The 19,749-nt window shown below is 59.2% G+C and carries 9 protein-coding genes; 6 read left to right on the top strand and 3 right to left on the bottom strand.

Annotated features, from left to right (window positions below; all coding sequences use genetic code 11):
• Positions 1 to 5 precede the first annotated feature (5 nt).
• Positions 6 to 743 carry an SDR family oxidoreductase gene (locus AC4LF3_RS05845; protein ID WP_491834929.1) on the bottom strand — a complete coding sequence of 246 codons (738 nt, stop codon included), beginning with the start codon at positions 741 to 743 and terminating at the stop codon, positions 6 to 8.
• Between the two features lie 200 nt (positions 744 to 943).
• On the opposite strand from AC4LF3_RS05845, the gene AC4LF3_RS05850 reads away from it, so the two are divergent.
• The 6 genes from AC4LF3_RS05850 (at position 944) to AC4LF3_RS05875 (ending at position 15,508) form a co-directional block, all read left to right on the top strand.
• The gene (locus AC4LF3_RS05850; RefSeq protein WP_010797509.1) at positions 944 to 2,008 is read left to right on the top strand and encodes a glycosyltransferase family 4 protein; all 1,065 of its coding nucleotides are present in this window, start codon (positions 944 to 946) and stop codon (positions 2,006 to 2,008) included.
• Positions 2,009 to 2,028: 20 nt separating this feature from the next.
• The gene (locus tag AC4LF3_RS05855) at positions 2,029 to 4,173 is read left to right on the top strand and encodes an amylo-alpha-1,6-glucosidase (RefSeq protein ID WP_491834930.1); all 2,145 of its coding nucleotides are present in this window, start codon (positions 2,029 to 2,031) and stop codon (positions 4,171 to 4,173) included.
• 205 nt (positions 4,174 to 4,378) lie between these two features.
• Positions 4,379 to 7,870 carry an exodeoxyribonuclease V subunit gamma gene (gene recC, locus AC4LF3_RS05860; RefSeq protein ID WP_491834931.1) on the top strand — a complete coding sequence of 1,164 codons (3,492 nt, stop codon included), beginning with the start codon at positions 4,379 to 4,381 and terminating at the stop codon, positions 7,868 to 7,870.
• Positions 7,867 to 11,568: an exodeoxyribonuclease V subunit beta gene (gene recB / locus AC4LF3_RS05865; protein ID WP_491834932.1), complete on the top strand. Its 3,702-nt coding sequence runs from the start codon at positions 7,867 to 7,869 to the stop codon at positions 11,566 to 11,568. Before recC ends, recB begins: the two co-directional genes overlap by 4 nt.
• Positions 11,569 to 11,687: 119 nt before the next feature.
• The gene (gene recD, locus AC4LF3_RS05870) at positions 11,688 to 13,682 is read left to right on the top strand and encodes an exodeoxyribonuclease V subunit alpha (RefSeq protein ID WP_491836252.1); all 1,995 of its coding nucleotides are present in this window, start codon (positions 11,688 to 11,690) and stop codon (positions 13,680 to 13,682) included.
• A gap of 239 nt (positions 13,683 to 13,921) precedes the next feature.
• Positions 13,922 to 15,508, top strand: a complete 1,587-nt coding sequence (locus AC4LF3_RS05875; protein WP_491834933.1) for a DNA recombination protein RmuC — start codon at positions 13,922 to 13,924, stop codon at positions 15,506 to 15,508.
• A 41-nt stretch (positions 15,509 to 15,549) separates the two neighbouring features.
• Here AC4LF3_RS05875 and AC4LF3_RS05880 read toward each other — a convergent pair whose 3' ends face one another.
• Together AC4LF3_RS05880 and AC4LF3_RS05885 are read right to left on the bottom strand one after the other, a co-directional pair.
• The gene (locus AC4LF3_RS05880) at positions 15,550 to 16,863 is read right to left on the bottom strand and encodes an MFS transporter (RefSeq protein WP_258019872.1); all 1,314 of its coding nucleotides are present in this window, start codon (positions 16,861 to 16,863) and stop codon (positions 15,550 to 15,552) included.
• Positions 16,864 to 17,483: 620 nt separating this feature from the next.
• The gene (locus AC4LF3_RS05885; protein ID WP_491834934.1) at positions 17,484 to 19,406 is read right to left on the bottom strand and encodes an AAA family ATPase; all 1,923 of its coding nucleotides are present in this window, start codon (positions 19,404 to 19,406) and stop codon (positions 17,484 to 17,486) included.
• Positions 19,407 to 19,749: the final 343 nt, after the last annotated feature.

Here is a 19,749-nt window from a genome sequence, read left to right on the forward strand (position 1 = left end):
CGCCTTTATTCCATGGCTGTCGGCCTGAGCAGGATTTCACTGATATCGACTGCTGCCGGTTGACCGATGGCAAAGGCAATGGACTGGGCGACCGACAGGGCAGGGATAGCCATCTCATGAATGTGCCGCACGCTTTTGGCAACGTCTTCGTCCGTCACGCTATTGGGCAGCTCCGTATCGACCGGGCCGGGTGAAATAATCGTGCTGCGGATGTTGTAGGGCGTCATCTCCATGCGCAGCCCTTCGGCAATCGCGCGTACGCCGAATTTGGTTGCCGAATACACGGCACTGGTCGGGCGCACCCGATGGCCGGACAGGGACGAGACATTGATGATGTGTCCGCTCTTCTGCTGCTGCATGATCGGCAGGACCGCCGCAATCCCGTAAAGCGTGCCCTTGAGGTTGATATCGATCATGCGCTCCCAATCTTCGACCTTACGCTGATCGAGTCGCGAGTTGGGCATGATGCCCGCATTATTGATCATCACATCGACCCGCCCAAAGGCCGTAATGGCTGCCTGGATAAGCGCCTCGACGTCATCCCGCCTGGCCACATCCATCTGCACCACCTCAACGCGACCGCCAACGGTTCGCAGCCCCTCGGCAATGGCGTTCAGTTTATCCAGCCGACGGGCACCCAGGACGACCGTCGCGCCCTCTGAACTCAATAGCCGTGCGGTGGCTTCGCCAATGCCACTGCTGGCACCGGTAATGACAATGACCTTGCCTTTTATGTTGCTCATGGCTGTTACCTGAATCGACTGGTTTACGAGGGAGTGCCTGAACGCAGGGAGGTTCCAGACATTGGTCAGCAGAGCGGCTTTTGCCACTCGGCAGCGCTTGAAATTTATCGGCTGATCCTTACATTTTTCCGCGGCATTTTTGCCAGCGAACATTCGCACCTTTCTGGCCTTGTTCATCCTTTTTTCAAGGAGATTAATTGATGAAGATCGCGCAGATTGCCCCCTTGTACGAGGCCGTTCCGCCAAGTCTCTACGGCGGAACGGAAAGAGTGGTGGCTCACCTGACCGATGCGCTGGTCGAGTTGGGTCATGAAGTCACTCTGTTTGCATCCGCTGACTCCCGCACATCAGCCCAACTTGTGCCCGGTTGCGAACGGGCGCTACGACTGGACCCTGCACCGCTCAAGTCTGATATTGCCAGTCACTTGAGTATGCTGCACACGTTGCAGGAGCGGGCCGATGAGTTTGATGTCCTGCATTTTCATGTGGATCTACTGCATTTCCCCTTGTTCGAGCCCTTGGCCGAGCGGACTCTGACTACTCTCCACGGGCGGCTCGACCTCAAGGGATTGCCGGAAGCCTACCGGCGTTGGCACCGGTTTCCGCTGGTGTCCATTTCTCACCACCAACGCACGCCGCTGGCTTTTGCCAACTGGCATGGCACCGTGCACCACGGTCTGAATGCGTCCACGTACCGGTTCCATGAGCAGATGGGCGAAGGGTACTTGGCATTTCTGGGCCGTATGTCTCCAGAGAAACGGCCTGATCGGGCGATTGCCATTGCACGGCAGGCAGGTGTTCCCATCAAGTTGGCGGCCAAGGTGGACAACGCCGATCGCAAGTACTTCGAACAGGAGATCAAGCCGCTTCTGGATGATCCGCTGGTGGAGTTCATTGGCGAAATTGGTGACAGTGAAAAATCCGAATTTCTGGGTAACGCGCGGGCGCTGCTCTTTCCCATCGACTGGCCTGAGCCGTTCGGGCTGGTGATGATCGAGGCCATGGCCTGCGGGACGCCGGTGATTGCCTGGCACTGTGGCTCGGTGCCGGAAGTCGTGGAACCGGGCGTGACCGGGTATATCGTAACGAGTGAAGAGCAGGCCGTGGAGGCGGCGCGGCAGGTCCTGACCCTGGATCGACGTCGGGTTCGCGAGGTATTCGAGCAGCGCTTCTCCGCCACGGCCATGGCCAGACACTATCTGGAACTGTATCGGCAGCTGCCGGGCAATCGGAACACTGAAGTCAACTTCAAGCAAACGGCGTAACGACCATGGGTGAAATCCTTATGTCTGATCAGTCAGCACAGCAAGGAAGCGAGATCGAACAGGCGCGTCATCCCGAACGCCTGTTCGTGCTCATGGAGGGTGATACCTTTGTGGTGGCAGATGCCTATGGCGACATGGGTGGGCGGGACGATGGCTTGTTCCATAACGATACCCGCATCGTGTCCCGTTACCGATTGACCGTGGCGGGGAGGCGACCCTCGCTGCTGTCAGCGTCGGTCAGTCAGGATAATGTTTACTTTACCTCCCATCAGACCAACCAGCCGTTGCCGCGGCTGGGTGAAAGCACGACGCCCGAAGGCGTGATTCACATCGAACGCAAGCGCTTTGTCTGGAAGGGGTATGTGCATGAGCGCATCCTGCTGGCCAACTACAGTGATTTGTCTACTGAGGTGCCGCTGGAGCTTGAGTTTGGCGCGGACTTCCGAGACATGTTTGAAGTGCGTGGACAACAGCGTAGCCATCGGGGCGAGCAGGAGCATACCCAGATGGCCGAGCGCAGTGTCACGCTACGGTATCTTGGGCTTGATGAACAGCCGCGCCGTGCTGCCATCAGTTTTTCCGAACAGCCTGTTGAGTTAAGCGAGCAAGGCGCGCAGTTCAGGGTGACTCTGGAAGAACGTGGAAGCTGGGAGCTGTATATCGACATTGGACCAGAACCGGCTCAGCCTTCGCGGGCACGTTATCGGCAGGCCGCTGCACAAGCGCGGCGCAGTATGCGCAGGCGACAGCGGCGGGGTGCTCAGGTCAAGGCATCTGGCCGTCTGTTCCAGGCGTGGCTGGAGAAGTCCCGTGCGGATCTGGCGCTGCTCACAGCGGAGCTGCCTAGCGGGCCGTATCCCTACGCCGGTGTACCCTGGTACTCAACACCGTTCGGCCGTGATGCCATCATCACGGCGCATCAGGTGCTCTGGTTGAATCCTGAGCTGGCCCGTGGGGTGCTGTCTTATCTTGCGCAACATCAGGCTCATGAAACGTCGAGCTTCCGGGATGCCGAGCCTGGCAAGATCATGCATGAGACGCGCAAGGGCGAAATGTCGGCGCTAAACGAGCTGCCGTTCGGTCGCTATTACGGCGGGGTGGATACCACACCGCTGTTCGTCATGCTGGCTGGAGCCTATGCTCGGCGTACGGGCGACCGGGCATTCATTCAGGAAATCTGGCCCGCACTGCAAGAGGCTATTCGCTGGGTTGAGGGTAATGCCGAGCGTAACGCACAGGGGTTCATCAGTTATGCCCGTGCAGAAGAAAGTGGTCTGGCCAACCAGGGATGGAAGGACAGCCATGACTCGATTTTCCATGCCGATGGCCGTACACCGGATGGTCCGATCTCACTGATTGAAGTGCAAGGGTATGCTTATAAGGCGTATCTGAGCATGGCTGAACTGTCGGAATGGCTCGGTGAGCAGGATAAGGCCACGCACTGGCGCACACGGGCCGAGCATCTGCGGGCAGCGGTGGAAAAGCACTTCTGGCTGGAAGGTCGGCAGTTCTATGCCCTGGCTCTGGATGGTCATGGTGAGTCGTGCGCGGTGCGTGCCTCCAATGCAGGCCACCTCTTGTTTACGGGGCTGCCTCAATTGGCGCGTGGTCAGGCCGTGTCGCAACAGCTCTTGTCCCGCGCCTTCAATTCCGGATGGGGCGTACGGACCCTGGTGCCAGACGCTGTACGGTTCAACCCCATGTCCTATCACAATGGCTCGGTCTGGCCACATGATGTGGCCCTGTGCGCCGCCGGTATGGCGCGCTACGGTGAGCGGGAAGGGGTGGTACGTCTGCTCGGAAACATGTTTGAAGCCGCGGCCCATTTCGGGATGCGTTTGCCAGAGCTCTTCTGCGGTTTCGAACGTGCGCCGGGCGAAGCGCCGATTGCCTATCCGGTGGCCTGTCTACCCCAGGCGTGGGCCGCCGGCTCGGTATTTATGCTGCTACAGGCTTGCCTGGGCGTGGAGATCGATGGGCACACCGCAAGCGTCACGATCACTCAACCCCGCTTGCCGTTTGGCATCGACCGTATTCAGCTGAAACGGCTACGCCTGGGCCAGCAGGAGATAGACCTGACCTTCCAGCGGCTCGGCGAGCGTGTGGTCGCGTTTGTAGACGCTCAGCACGGGCCTCAGCCGGTCCGGGTTGATATACGTCTTTGAGTCGATGGCAGGGCTGGCCCGGCTGGCCCTGCCTGCTCAACAGACGAGCGGTAAGACGCCCGTCTGCCGTGGTATTGCTGAGGTCAAGAAAGCGCTATTCAGCACGAAAACCTTACCGGTGGCTTTGAACAGGTCTGGCTCTTGAGCCGTGATCTCCGTACGCTTCGCCTTTTTTGCAGTTCCAGATCTACCCAGAGGCTTATTCATGCAGGACGCGGCTCATCTGACGCCCGGTTTTATGGTCGTTCACGGCAATCGTCTGGAGGACCTGCGCAATCTGACTGTTGCCTGGATGCGCCATCATCCCCTCGCGCCTTTGGAAAACGAGCAGGTGCTCGTGCAGAGCAACGGCATCGCCCAATGGCTCAAGCTGGCCCTGGCCGAAGACCCGACGGAGGATGGCGAAGGCGGCTGCGGTATTGCGGCGGCTATTGATGTACAGCTGCCGTCGGCTTTCTTATGGCGGGTATACCGACAGGTCTTGGGTCGCGATACCGTTCCGGCGTCTTCCCCGCTGGATCGTACGCCGCTGACGTGGCGTCTGGTGCGGCTGCTGCCCAGCCTGCTTGAACGTCCAAGCTTTGCCTCACTGCGCCGCTTCCTTGATGAAGACAGCGACATGCGCAAGCGCTACCAATTGGCAGAGCGTCTAGCCGATCTCTATGATCAGTATCAGGTGTACCGCGCCGACTGGCTGGAAGACTGGGCCAATGGCAAGAACCAACTGAACAAGCTGCGTGATGGCGCCGTACCGCTGCCGCCGATATGCCAATGGCAGGCAGAGCTGTGGCGTGCCTTGCTGGCGGATGTGGGCGATGACGGCATGGCGGAAAGCCGGGCGGGGGTGCATCAACGCTTCATCAGCACCATGAAGGCGCTGGAACAAGCCCCTTCGCACCTGCCGCGGCGGGTCGTTGTATTTGGTATTTCCTCGGTGCCCGCCCAGCTTTTGGAGGCATTGGCTGCCCTGGCGCGGTTTAGCCAGGTATTGCTCTGTGTTCACAACCCGTGCCGCCACCACTGGGGTGACATCGTGGCGGACAAAGATTTGCTGCGCCACGAATACAAGCGGCAGCTGCGCAAGCCCGGCATGCCCACTGCGCTTGATCCGGACGAGCTGCATCAACATGGCCACCCACTACTGGCCAGCTGGGGCAAGCAGGGGCGTGACTACATTAACCTGCTGGATAGTTTTGATGAGCCGGACGGCTACCGTCGCCTGTTCCATGATGTAAACGGCGGACGGATCGACCTGTTTGAAGAGGTCGAGCCCCAGCACATGCTGGCGCAATTGCAGGACGATATTCTCGATCTGCGCCCCTTAAGTGAAACCCGCGAGCGTTGGCCGGCCGTCAATCCCACTAAAGATCAGTCCATTCGTTTCCACATTGCTCACAGCCCGCAGCGCGAGGTGGAAATACTCCACGATCAGCTTCTGGCACGCTTCTCGGAAGACCCTACGTTGCGTCCGCGGGACGTCATCGTCATGGTGCCGGACATCGACAGCTATGCGCCCCACATTCGCGCCGTGTTCGGGCAGCTGGACAGCCATGATCCGCGCTTCATTCCGTTTACGTTAGCGGATCAGGGGCAGCGTGGTCGTGATCCGCTCCTGATTGCACTGGAACATCTCCTGCGTTTGCCGGAAAGCCGCTTTTCGGTGAGCGAGATCCTTGACCTGCTGGACGTCCCGGCCCTGCGCAAGCGCTTCGGCTTGAATGACACCGACCTGACGACCCTGCATCGCTGGATCGAGGGTGCCGGTATCCGCTGGGGTTTGGATGCCCGGCAGCGGGCACGGCTGGATCTTCCGGATGATCTCACCCAAAACACATGGCGTTTCGGTCTGCGGCGCATGTTGCTGGGGTATGCCGTGGGGCAGGGCGTGGCACGGGATGAAATCGAGCCGTTCGACGAGATTGGTGGCTTGGATGCTGCCCTGGTCGGCCCGCTGGTTACCTTGATGGATGCGCTGGACAAGGCCCATGACGAGCTGGCCGAGCCTGCCACTCCTGCAGTATGGGGCAAGCGTCTGCAAATGGTGCTGCGCACGTTCTTCGTGTCTTCCAGCGAACGTGACGAGTACCTGCTTGGCCAGCTGGAGCAGCTGCGTGAAGACTGGCTGGACACCTGCGAGGCGGTCCAGTTGGACGAAACGTTGCCGCTTACGGTGGTGCGTGAGGCATGGCTCGCCGGGTTGGATGAGGGCAAGCTGTCCCAGCGTTTTCTGGCAGGCGCAGTGAATTTCTGTACCCTTATGCCCATGCGTGCCATTCCATTCCGGGTGGTGTGCCTCCTGGGTATGAACGATGGCGATTATCCACGCGCCCAGCCGCCGTTTGACTTTGACCTGATGGGCAAGGACTATCGCCCCGGCGATCGCTCCCGCCGTGAAGACGACCGCTACCTGCTATTGGAAGCACTGCTGTCTGCCCGTGATCAGCTCTATATCAGCTGGATTGGCCGTAGCATTCGCGACAACAGTGAGCGACCGGCCTCCGTTCTGCTAGGCCAGTTGCGTGATCATTTGGCTGCAGGTTGGAAGTTGATAGATGAGGGTCCTGATAAGGAAAAGGGCAAGGAGGGCGAGCGCTTGCTTGAGGCGTTGACTCAGGAGCATCCGCTACAGCCCTTTAGCATCCGCTATTTTCAGGGCGAGCCGGGCTTTTTCAGCTATGCCCGCGAGTGGCTTGCCGTGCACGACAAGCAGCCGCCGCGAGGCCAGGAACCCATACTTCCGCCCCATGAGCAGGACGAGCCGCTGAGCCTGAATCAGCTACAGGATTTTCTGCGCCATCCGGTGCGACATTTCTTCTCCCAGCGGCTCAAGGTGCATTTCGAAGAAATTGCCATTCCGACCCAGGACAAGGAACCCTTTGTACTCGACGGCCTGACCCGGTATGCCTTGAGCGAAAGCCTGCTTGATGCCGCTTTGAAGGCACCGGAACGCGCCGAAGAGGCGCTACGTGCCCAGGGGCAGCGGTTGCAGCGCAGCGGTCTCTTGCCACTGGCAGGCTTTGGTGAGCTGATGCAGCAGGAGCTGATCCAGCCACTGCCTGACTTGCTTGAACGCCATACCGGCCTGCTGGTGGCTTGGCCAGAAGAGGTTACAGGTGCACAGCCGCTCAGCTTCGAGCATGACGGCCTGCGCCTGGAGGGTTGGCTTGAACGTCTACGTCGCCGCTCGGACGGCAGTCTGATCGCGATCACACCTGTTCCGAATGAAATCGGTTCGGCCAAGACACGTAAATGGTATCGGCTGATCCGACCGTGGATCGTGCACCTGACGGCCTCCGCCTGTGGCGTACCGCTTACGACAGCCTTGGTGGCTACCGATGAAACCCTGATGCTTGCTCCGCTGGAAACTGCTCAGGCAGCCGCTGCGTTGCGCGATCTTTTGTTGGCATGGCAGAACGGCATGCGCTATCCGCTGCCGGTTGCTGTGAAAACCGCCTTCGCCTGGCTCAATGCAGAGCAGGACCCAGCCAAGGCGCAAGCGGCAGCTCGTAAAGCCTATGAAGGCGACGGCGTGAACAGTTTGGGCGAGCGGGCCGAAAGCCCAGCCCTGATGCGCCAATATCCAGACTTTACCGCCTTGACTGCCCGCGAGGAGTTCGAGGGTTGGTGTAATGCCTTATATCGTCCGATGTTCGAGGCAAGTTGGTGTGAGCAGCCAGCACAAGGAGCCGCCGCATGACTGCACAACAGAACCGGCCGCTCGCGTTGCGCTTCCCCTTGCGCGGTAGCCAGCTGATCGAGGCGAGCGCAGGCACCGGCAAGACCTTTACCATTTCCGCGCTGTATGTGCGCCTGGTTCTAGGACACGGCGACGAAGACACCCGCTTTGGCCGCGAGCTGCTGCCACCACAAATTCTGGTCGTGACCTTTACCGACGCCGCCACGCGTGAGCTGCGTGACCGAATCCGTGCGCGCCTGTTCGAGGCCGCCCGCTATTTTCGTAGCGAGATCGATGCGCCCGACGCGTTGATCGAAGCGCTACGGGATGATTTTTCTGAGGCTCAGTGGCCTGGCTGTGCACGCAAGCTGGAAATGGCCGCGCAATGGATGGACGAATCCGCCGTTTCCACCATTCACAGCTGGTGCCAGCGCATGCTGCGCGAGCATGCGTTCGACAGTGGCAGTCTGTTCAACCAGACCCTGGAAACGGACCACAGCGAACTCCTGGCTGAAGTGGTGCGGGATTACTGGCGACGGTTCTGTTATACCCTGAGCGGTGAATCGCTGGCCTGGGTGCGCGAGCATTGGGTCAGCCCAGACCAATTGGCGGAATCCGTACGCGAGCTGATCGTGGGCGAGACGCAAGGCATTGCGGACAAGGAGCCCGGCACGCTGATCGATGAGTGCCTGACGCGCAAGCGAGGACTGCTCCGAGAGCTAAAAGCACCGTGGGCGGTCTGGGCTGAAGAGCTGCGCCTGTTGTGTGACGACGCCTGTGCCCGCAAGGTGGTGGATGGCCGCAAGCTCAAGGCGCAGTGGTATGTACCCTGGTGCGAAAAGATCACGGCTTGGGCGCAGGATGAATCCGCTGAGCTGCTTGATATCGGCAAGGGATTCGAGCGCTTTACGCCAGAGGGATTTGCTGAGGTCTGGACCAAGGCGACTGCCCCGGACCATCCCGCGCTGGCAGAAATGAGCCGGCTCAAGGCCGCATTGGACAGCCTACCCAAACCGGACGTTGAACTCCTGCAACACGCCGCGCACTGGATCAAGCAGCGCTTCATTCTGGAAAAGCGCCGCCGTGCGGAAATGGGCTTCGATGACCTCCTGGCCCGTCTGGACGTTGCCCTGCAAAGTGACGGGGCCGGCGAGCGTCTGGCTGAACTGATCCGCGAACAGTTTCCGGTGGCCCTGATCGACGAATTCCAGGACACCGATCCGGTGCAGTACCGTATCTTCGAGACGATCTACCGGATACAGGATAACCGGCAGGATATCGGTCTGTTCCTGATTGGCGATCCAAAACAGGCCATTTATGCGTTCCGTGGTGCGGACATCTACACCTACCTGAAGGCACGCTATTCCACCGAAGGACGCCTGCATACGTTGGATACCAACTATCGCTCCAGCGAGGCCATGGTGGCTGCCGTCAACCAGGTATTCGAGCAGGCCGAGCAGCATGAGGAAGGGCGCGGTGCCTTCCTGTTCCGCAAGGACGATGAAAATCCATTGCCGTTCCTTCCCGTCAGGGCGCAAGGTCGCAAGGAGCGCTTGGTGGCTGAGGGGCAGGGCATCCCGGCGCTCACCCTCTGGCACCCCAGCGAGACCGAGCCGGTTTCCAAAACCGCCTACCTTGCACAACTGGCGCAGGTGGCGGCCAGTGAGATCGTGCGCCTGCTCAATCTGGGGCAGCAGGACAAGGCCGGTTTCGAGCATCCGGAAAAAGGCTTGCGTGGATTACGCCCGGCGGATATCGCCGTGCTGGTGCGGGACGGCATCGAGGCCCAGGCTATTCGCAGTCAGCTGGCGGCCCGTGGGGTACGTAGCGTTTATTTGTCGGACAAAGACTCGGTCTTCAACTCTCAGGAAGCACACTGCCTACTCTCCTGGCTGCGTGCGTGCGCCGAGCCGGATGTCGATCGTGTGCTCCGTGCCGGGCTGGCCAGTATCACGCTGGACCTGCCGCTGGCCGAGCTGGACAGGCTTAACCACGACGAGCGCGCCTGGGAGTCACGGGTCATGCAGTTCCGCCACTACCGGACCCTCTGGCGTACCCAGGGCGTGCTACCCATGTTGCGCCGTTTTCTGCATGACTTTCAGTTGCCGCAAACACTGATGGCACGGGTTGACGGTGAGCGTGTACTGACCAACCTCCTGCATCTGGCGGAGCTTCTGCAACAAGTGGCGACCGAGCTGGATGGCGAACAGGCCCTGATTCGTTATCTGGCGGAGCACCTTACCGAAGGCCATACCGCCGAGGAGCAGATCCTGCGCCTTGAAAGTGATGAGGCACTGGTCAAGGTTGTTACCATTCACAAGTCCAAAGGCTTGGAGTATCCACTGGTCTTCCTGCCCTTTATCTGCTCGTTCCGTCCAGTGGACGGCAGCCGTATTCCGGTGCGTTATCACGACCTCGACGGCACACCTAAGATGACCCTGACGCCGGATGCCGAGGTTATCATGGCGGCAGACGAGGAGCGCTTGGCCGAGGATCTGCGCCTGCTGTATGTCGCCCTGACACGCGCGCAGCATGCCTGCTGGATGGGCGTGGCTGACCTTAAGCGCGGGCAGAGCAAGGAGTCGGCTTTCCACCGCTGCGCCCTGGGATATCTCACGACCGGAGGAGAGGTGCTGTCGTCCTCGGGTGTGTTGGCAGGCATGTTGGAAGAGATGACAGGTAAACTGCCGGCCATCTCGGTGGGGCCGCTGCCGGAAATCACCACTGCACGCTTCGCGCCTCGCGAAGAGGTGCGGCCTGAACTCAAGGCCTGCCAGCCACGGCGCGTAGTCGCGGAGCACTGGTGGATTGCCTCTTATAGTGCGTTGCGCATCGGCGAGCTGACTGACGAGGCAGAGACCGCCGTTCTGCATACCGATCTGTCACCCGAAAGCCCGGAAGCACAAAAACTGTTCGACGATGACCGCCTGGACGATGACGCCCAGCCCGCCACAGCTAGCAGCGGAGTCGACCTGCATCGGTTCCCCCGCGGCCCGGGTCCGGGAACGTTTTTGCACGGTCTGCTGGAGTGGGCGGGTAATGAGGGTTTTGCGAACATAGCCGAACAGTCTGAGCTTATCGAAGACACTGTGGCACGCCGTTGCAACCGGCGCGGCTGGGAAGGCTGGATTGCTACCCTGAGCGATTGGTTAAAAGAGCTGCTGACAAGGCGTCTACCGCTCGGCTCAACGGGCTCGTCTGTGACGCTGGCCCAGCTCACGCACTACCAGATCGAAATGGAGTTCTGGTTCTCTACCCATCGGCTGGAGGCGGAGGCCCTCGATCAGCGGGTTCGTCGCTATGTCATGCCAGGCAAGCCACGGCCCTCGGTTGAGCGAAGCCTGCTTAACGGCATGTTTAAAGGGTTCGTTGACCTGACGTTCGAGCATGAGGGGCGCTATTACGTAGCGGACTACAAGTCCAACTGGCTAGGCGCCGATGATGCCGCTTATACCCAGGAGGCCATGGCGGGCGCTGTGCTAGAGCATCGCTATGACCTTCAGTACGTCATTTATCTGCTGGCGCTGCATCGCCAGCTCAAGGCGCGTCTTCCAGACTACGATTACGACCGTCACATGGGCGGTGCTCTTTATCTTTTCCTGCGGGGCAGTCGTGCTGCCAGCAAGGGCGTGTTCTTTACTCGGCCACCACGTGAGCTGATCGAAGAGCTCGACCTGTGCTTTCAGGGAAGTTCTCAACTGACCGGGGAATACGCATGACTCAAGAACAGCTCTCTTTATTCGATATGCCTTTTGCCGACGAGCCTGCGTCAGCCGATGCTGGTCCAAACAGGACTGCCGCGACACCTCAGGTGTCAGATTTTCGGCCGCTTGAACGCATGGCGGATCTGTTTTTGCTGCTGGATCGTTGGATGGAGCGCGGCTGGCTGAGGCCGCTGGACCGCGCCTTTGTATCCTTTCTTTATGAACTCGACGGGCAGAGCCACCCGAGCGTGATGCTGGCAGCGGCATTGACCAGCCATCAGCTGGGCCATGGGCATGTGTGTCTGGATCTAGCCGAAACCTTGGGCAACCCGGACATGGCTCTGTCGCTGCCTCCCGAAGGTGATGAGGATCGTCAGCCCGTTCTGCTTCCTTCTGAAGTGCTGACTGCTCTCAACGTAAAGCACTGGTTGAATGCACTGGAGAGCAGCCCTATCGTGGCCATCGGTCAGGTGGATGATTGCCCGCTGGTGCTTGATGGTCAGCGGTTGTACCTGCGTCGCTACTGGAGTTATGAGCGCCGTGTCAGCGAATGCCTGCGGCTGCGTCTCTCCGGCCTGGGGTCTGTGCCGGATGACCTTTGCACACGCTTGGCTGCGCTGTTTCCGGAGCGTCCATTGATCGATGGCAAAAACGTGACCGACTGGCAGAAGCTGGCCTGTGCCCTGGCGGCGCGAGGCGCGTTCAGCATCATCACCGGCGGTCCGGGTACCGGTAAGACCACTACAGTTGTCCGGCTTCTTGCGCTGCTTCAGGCTCCGGCTGTCGAGAAGGGAACGCCCATGCGTATCCGCCTGGCCGCACCCACAGGTAAGGCCGCCGCACGGCTGACCGAATCCATCGGGCGGCAGGTGCAGTCGCTGGGTGTAAGCGAGACCGTTCGGCCGCATATTCCCGTGGACGTTACTACGGTGCATCGGCTGCTTGGCAGTCGCCCGGATACCCGTCACTTCCGCCATCATGTCAGTAACCCGCTGCCATTGGATGTGCTGGTGGTGGATGAGGCCTCCATGATCGACCTGGAGATGATGGCCTGTCTGCTCGATGCGCTGCCACAACATGCGCGGCTGATCTTGCTAGGCGATAAGGACCAGTTGGCCTCGGTCGAGGCGGGCGCTGTGCTGGGCGATCTGTGCCGTGATGCCGAGCTGGGCTACTACACACCGGAAACTCGCGCGTGGCTAGAGGAAATCTGCGGGGAGTGCCTGAGCGACGAATCGCTGGAAGACGGTCACGAGGAGCATCATGCCCTGGCACAGCAGGTCGTCATGCTACGTCATTCTCGCCGGTTCAATTCCAGCAGCGGTATCGGCCAGCTGGCGCGCCGGGTAAATCTTCAGGAGGCCAGCGGCGCACGTGAGCTGTTGGTCAAAAAGACCTACGATGACCTGTTCTGCCTGCGGCTGCGCGATGCCGAAGACAGGGCACTGGAAAAGCTAGTGCTGGATGGTCACTCACCCAAGGGGCCCCACGGCTACCGGCATTATCTACGTGTGATGCAGGCGCTTCGGCCCAGTTACGACCTGCCTATGGATGATCCTGTCTGGGAAGCCTGGGCCAAAGCCGTGCTGGACGCATTTGATGAGTTCCAGTTGCTTTGTGCGGTACGTAAAGGACCGTGGGGTGTGGAGGGCCTTAACCAGCGGATTGCCAAGGCGTTGCTCAGTGCCGGGCTTATCAGCCAGGACCAGGGCTGGTACGAGGGCCGTCCGGTACTCGTGACCAAGAATGACTACAGCCTGAACCTCATGAATGGCGATATCGGCATTGCCTTATGTATGCCCGAGCCTGCCAATCGATCAGGCAAGGCAATCCGGGTCGCATTCCCGCGCAACGACGGTAGCGGCGGTCTGCGCTTCATTTTGCCGAGCCGGTTATCTGCCGTGGAAACCGTGTTTGCCATGACGGTGCACAAATCCCAGGGCTCCGAGTTCGCGCATACGGCGCTGATCCTGCCGGATACGATCAGCCCAGTGCTGACCAAGGAGCTGATCTATACCGGTATCACCCGGGCCCGGGACTGGTTCAGCTTGATCGAGTCCAAATCCAGTGTTTTTGAAGAAGCCGTGTCCCGGCGCGTCAGACGCCTGAGCGGGTTAATGCTGATGTAAGTCTGTTCGCCTATAAAACGTCTTAGCCTCGGCGTAGAGCGCCTTATCCAGCCTGCATGCCTTGCAGGTTGGGTGGAGCAGGCTGATGAGTCATCGCTGACGTGGCGGCTGGCGGTACAAATGCTACCAGGCTGTTCTACAAATAATCCTTTCGCGCTAAAACCGGGCCGTAGGCACTGGACGGGCTCATCCGGCCCACATAAGGTGCGAGCTTTGATGTATCCGTTGTGAGGCTGGCTATGAATTCGCTGAACCTGATCTCCCTAGTGTTGCCGCTGGCGGCTCTGCTGGGGTGGGGCGTCACGGCAGCGTTGCTGGTCAGACAGCAGCAAGGTTTGCAGGCGCGCCTTCAGGAAACCCAGGAACTGATCGAGGCAGAGCGCAATGAGGCCCAGCGGTTGGAAGTGGCCAACAGTCGGCAGGCGGTTGAGCTGAATGCCGAGCGTGACCGCATAAAGCAGCTGAAAGAGCAGATCGAAATGCTCCGGCAAAGCGAGACGGAGCTGCGTGGTCAGGCGCGTCAGGCGCAGTTGGATATGTCAGATTACCGTGCCGCGTCTGAGGCGGCGCGCGCGCAGCTGGACGGCCTGCAGCAGCAGCTTGCCGAGCAGCGCACCCAGCAGGCCCGCGAGCAGCAGATACTCCAGGATATACAGACACGGCACGCCCAGCTGGTGGAAGAGCATGCCACCTTGCGGACCACGCTTGAGCAAAAAGAACAGCATTTCCTTGAGCAGACTCAGCTCCTGAAGGAAAGCCGCGAGCAACTCAAGGCCGAATTCGAGCAACTGGCCAGCCAGATCTTCGAGGCGAAGGGGCAGACCTTTTCCCAGCACAGTCAGCAGTCGCTGGATGCATTGCTCAAGCCATTTCGCGAGCAGATCGAAGCGTTCCGCCACAAGGTTGAAGATATCCACCACAAGGACACCCAGCAGCAGGCCGCTCTGGCACAGCAGCTGTTCGATCTAAAAGAGCTTAATCGGCAGATCACGCAGGAGGCCCATGAGCTGGCGACCGCCCTGAAAGGCCAGAAGAAAGCTCAGGGCAACTGGGGTGAGCTGATTCTTGAAAACGTGCTGGAGCGCTCCGGTTTGCGTCAGGGCACCGATTTCATGCGTGAAGTCAGCTTTACCACCGAGACAGGTCGTCGTCGGCCGGACGTCCTGGTGTATCTGCCCCAGAACAAGCACCTCATCATTGATGCCAAGGTCTCGCTCAACGCCTATACCCGCTACATCAATTGTGAAGATGAGGCCGAGCGCCGGATCGCTCTGGCAGAACACGTGCGCGCGGTAGGAGAGCGCATCCGCGAGCTATCGGATCGTGAGTATTTCAAGCTGCCGGGACTCAATGCACCCGAGATGGTTTTCATGTTCGTACCCATCGAGTCGGCATTTGTCGAGGCCCTCAAGGCAGACGAGACCTTATTCCAGCGGGCCATCGAACAGAATGTGCTGGTCGCAACCCCGACCACTCTGCTAACCAGCCTCAATATTGTCCGGCAGCTCTGGCGCTTCGAAGACCAGAGCCGGCACACCGCCGAACTGGCTGACCGTGCCAGCAGGGTATACGACAAGCTACGGACCTTTCTGGGAAGCATGGACGGTATTGGCAAGAGCCTGGAAAAAGCCCAGGAGGCTTATCACAAAGCCTGCGGGCAGCTGGTCAGCGGGCAGGGCAATCTGGTCAAGCAGGTCAATGATTTCCGCGCGTTGGGCGTGTCTGTCAAAGCCGAGATCGATGAGCAGTGGGCAGAGCGTGCGGATCTTGAGCTGAACCTGATCTCCCTTGAGGGAGAGTCGGTGTTTCAGGAGCGAGAGGTATAAAAAAGCGCGCATAGGCCGCGCTTTTTTATTCAGTAGCAGGCTCAGCTCTTGGCTGGTTCGGCGCCAGTGAGTGCCTCGTTCGCATTAACCGGCTGCGTGTCGGTCAGGTGAGAGCGGTCGGTCGCCACGTTCCAGACGATCAACGCCGCCACGATGTCGAAAATGGCCAGCACGATAAACAGTGGGCTGTAGCCTACCTTGGTCACCAGCACGCCGAAGACAAACGTGAACGCCGCGGCGCCCAGGTAACCGAACATGCCACCCATGCCGGTAGCTGTCGCCACTTCATTCTTGCCGAATGCGTCAGCAGTCACCGAGTACAGCGCTCCTGAAAGCGTCTGATGGGCAAAGCCACCGATGCAGAGCAGGGCAATCGCGGTGTACGGGCTCGCCACCAGGCCGGTACAGGCTGGTGCGATCATGCAGAAGGCACCCAGCATCAGTACGATCTTGCGCGAGGTGAACAGCGAGACCTTGAGGTGCTTGTGGAAGAAGGGGCTCATGTAACCGCCCAGCACGCAACCGATGTCTGCCGCCAGGAAGGGAAGCCAGGCAAACAGAGCCACTTCCTTAATGTTCATGTGACGTTCGGTCATCATGTACAGCGGAATCCAGGCGTTGAAGGTCTGCCAGGCCGGCTCGGACAGAACGCGCGCCGCTCCAATGGCGAAGAAGTTACGGCTGGTCAGAATCTTTTTCCAATTGGCTTTGGCAGGCGTCTCATCCTTGTGCTGGGCTTCCTGGCCCGAAAGAATGTAGTCCCGCTCGGTGTCGGACAGCAGTTGCTGCTGACGCGGATGTTTGTAGAACACCAGCCAGAGGGCGCTCCATACAATGCCGAGCACGCCCACGATCAGGAACGCCAGCTCCCAGCCGCTCTGCAGGATGGCCCAGACCACCAGCGGCGGTGCCAGCAGAGCGCCTACCGATGAGCCGATGTTGAACCAGCCAATGGCGACCGAACGTTCCTTGGCAGGGAACCACTCGGAGGTAGCCTTCACACCTGCAGGGATACCGGCCGCTTCTGTCAGCCCCAGTAGGCCCCGGAAAAACGCAAGCCCTTGCCAGCCGTTGGCCATGGCTGCTGCTGCGCACGCCACCGACCAGGCAATGGCGAAAATCGCAAAGCCCAACTTGGTACCGATGGCATCCAGCAAGTAGCCTGCAATGGGCTGCATGAAGGCATAGCAGAGCTGCCAGGCGATTACGATGTGAGAATATTCCTCGGCGCCAAAATCGAGCTCTTTCATCATGGTGGGCGCTGCCACCGACAGGGTATTACGGGCCAGGTAGTTGACGATCAGACCGCCCGTGACAAGGGCGACCATCCACCAGCGGATTCCTTTTATTTTCATGACACACCTTTAATTGTTCTTAATGGTTGAGCTGTACTGCAGGGCAGGGCTAAAGCGTTGAAACGCCGCAATGCGTAATCAAATGCTGCGTTCGAAACAGGACACACAAGGCGAGCAACGGGCTCGAAGCGTTCGGCGTGATATCGCCATAAAGGGGCTTAAACCCGGCCAACGAATAACGAAATGATGCGGATCGGAGGAAGCGTGCATGCGGCACGATGGATTCAAGAGGCGGATGTATGACGTCTTTGATTTGACGCCGGACCTGCAGGTGATGCCAAGCAAGCGTGACAGATGTAGACCTGTCAACAGGCTTACAACCGCGCTAGCAGGCGGGTTTACCTCTGCGCGATAAGTAGTCGGTGCCACACGGTTTCGAATAGGTGTAATCGCTGCGAGGGCCATAGCGCTACATATCCATTTGTTATGATTGTTGTGTCATACGTCGTCATACAACTGGAAATATTATGTAACGTTCCTTTGTTACTTTGTCAATTCAGACTATCGGCGAAAGGCAGACGGTTTTGCTTTCTACGGTAAGAAATTGCAGATTTTTCCCAATAAAAAAGCCCGCGGTGTTCACCACGGGCTTTTGGGATCAGCGAGAGCTGCGGCGGAAATTAGTCCAGCGTCCAACCGCTCATGGCTGCGTTCTGGGCACGCTCGGGATCGGCCTTGATGGCGCGATTGAGTGCCTTGACTGCCTCGCTACCGCCATGGGCAGCCAGAGCCTGCATGACATCCTCGCCCGGGATCGTCTCGTGCTCGAGCAGGCCTTGGGTAATGCTGTCCAGGGCCGGACGCAGGCGCTGCAACAGGGCCATGCATTGATCATTCAGGCGATGCAGGAGCTCATCTGCGGCCTCGATGGACGTATTTGCATCGTATTCAATGCCGGCATCACGCAGTGCCTGAATGCTGATCAGCGAGCCTTTCGGTCCCATGCCCAATGAACCCACCATCGACAGGGCCAGCTTGGAGGCTTCCTGCAGGTCCTGGGCCGCGCCCGAAGATACTTCATGGAAGTAGATCTGTTCGGCACAGCGGCCGGCGAGCAGCATCTGAATACGAGCCTTGAGTTCAGACTCCAGATGCAGACGCTTGTCTTCCACCGGTGTTACCAGTGTCACACCCAGGGCCTGACCACGGGGCAGGATGGTCACCTTCTCGACACGCCCAGTGTTGAGCGCCGCTGCTACCAGGGCATGGCCGGCTTCGTGTACGGCAATACGGGTCCGCTCGGTATCGCTCAGCGGCGTGACAGCAGTAGGCTGCTCACCGATACGGCAGGTCTCGATCGCATCCACAAAGTGGCTCATGCTGACCTGAGTGCAGTTCTCACGTGCTGCCAGCAGCGCCGCATGGTTGGCAATGTAGGCAATGGCTGCAGGTGTCAGGCCAACGGTGTTACGGGAGAGGGCCTCGAAATCCAGATCGCCCTGCACCTGAATTTTCTTGGCGTACAGGCGGAACAGCTCGATACGGTCTTCCAGGGTTGGCAGACCGACCGCAATGGTCCGGTCGAAGCGGCCTTCACGCACCAGTGCCGGATCCAGCGAGTTGGCAAAGTTGGTCGCACCCAGGACAAGCACGCCGCTGGAACCATCGAAGCCATCCATCTCGGTCAGGAACTGGTTGATGATGCGGTTGGCTTCCGCGTCGCTTGAGCGGGACTGCTCGGCACGCTTGCCAATACCGTCGATCTCGTCGATGAAGATGATGCACGGTGCCTTCTTGCGTGCCGTACGGAACAGGGACTTCACTTTCTGAATGCCCACTCCAAAGAACATCGAGGAGAAATCACTGCCCGTCACCTGGATGAAGTGCGCGTTGCATTCCGTAGCCAGTGCTTTGGCCAGCTGGGTTTTTCCTGTGCCCGGCTCACCAGTCAGCAAGACACCCTTTGGCGGACGTGCGCCCAGTGCCGAGAAGGCGGCAGGGTTACGCAGGCAGGTAGTGATGTCCTCCAGTGCACGCTTGGCTTCATGGGCCCCAACGACATCCTCGAAGGAAACATTCGTGCCCTTGCGCTGGATCTTGAACGGGCTCATAGCGCGGAACGCCAGCGGTACGGCCAGCAGAAGCAGCAGCAGATAGGTGGGCAGGTTGGCCAACAGGCTTTCCATGACCGGACTGCGCTCAGCCGATTCGGCAAAGGTCGCAACCGGGAACAGGGTCTCGCCACGGTTCGAGTAGTCACGCAAAACCAGATCGCCGACCCGGCCAGACGGATCGGCTACCGTGTAGTGAGCATTGGCCGTGGTAGTGATATACACCGCTTTTTCGCCAATCACAGCACCTGCAATGGCGTTGCTGCGCATGTCGTTGACCAGAACGGACAAGTCCTGCGGATCGTCTGTCCACGGTTGTGGTGCCGTGCGGACCGTATCAAGCATCGCTTGAACCGAGCCGGGGGCTGCTGTGCTGACAGTTGCCTGACCAGACGTCAGGCTCCAATAACCGATACTGCCAGCAATTACTGCAGCCAAGGCCAGCGCGGGAATAACAGTGAAACGATGCTTGCTAAAAAAGGATTTCTTCATGGCGATTCCGGTGAGGCGAAACGTCAGCAAGAGAAAAATACTCTCGCTCGAAGGGAACTTCCGGATTATCGGCATGTAGCGCAGCGAGTGAACCCGCTCTTGTCGAAATACGATGAGTGGCGGCACCGTCGGTCGAGTTTGAAAACGATAAGGTATCTGTTGGTAAAAGAAAAATGAGAACTTTGAGCACTTGTGTAGCGTATTTACACAAGTGCTCTGGCATGCACTTCCCATTAAAAAGGTAGCGCCTGCTGCAAAAACTGGTTACGTTTCGACTGGCAAATTCATATTAATTGGCTACAACTGGATAAGCATTTCATATTCAGGAAAGAACGTTTTATTC

The sequence above is a fragment of the Pseudomonas sp. C2.3V genome, from assembly GCF_058536325.1.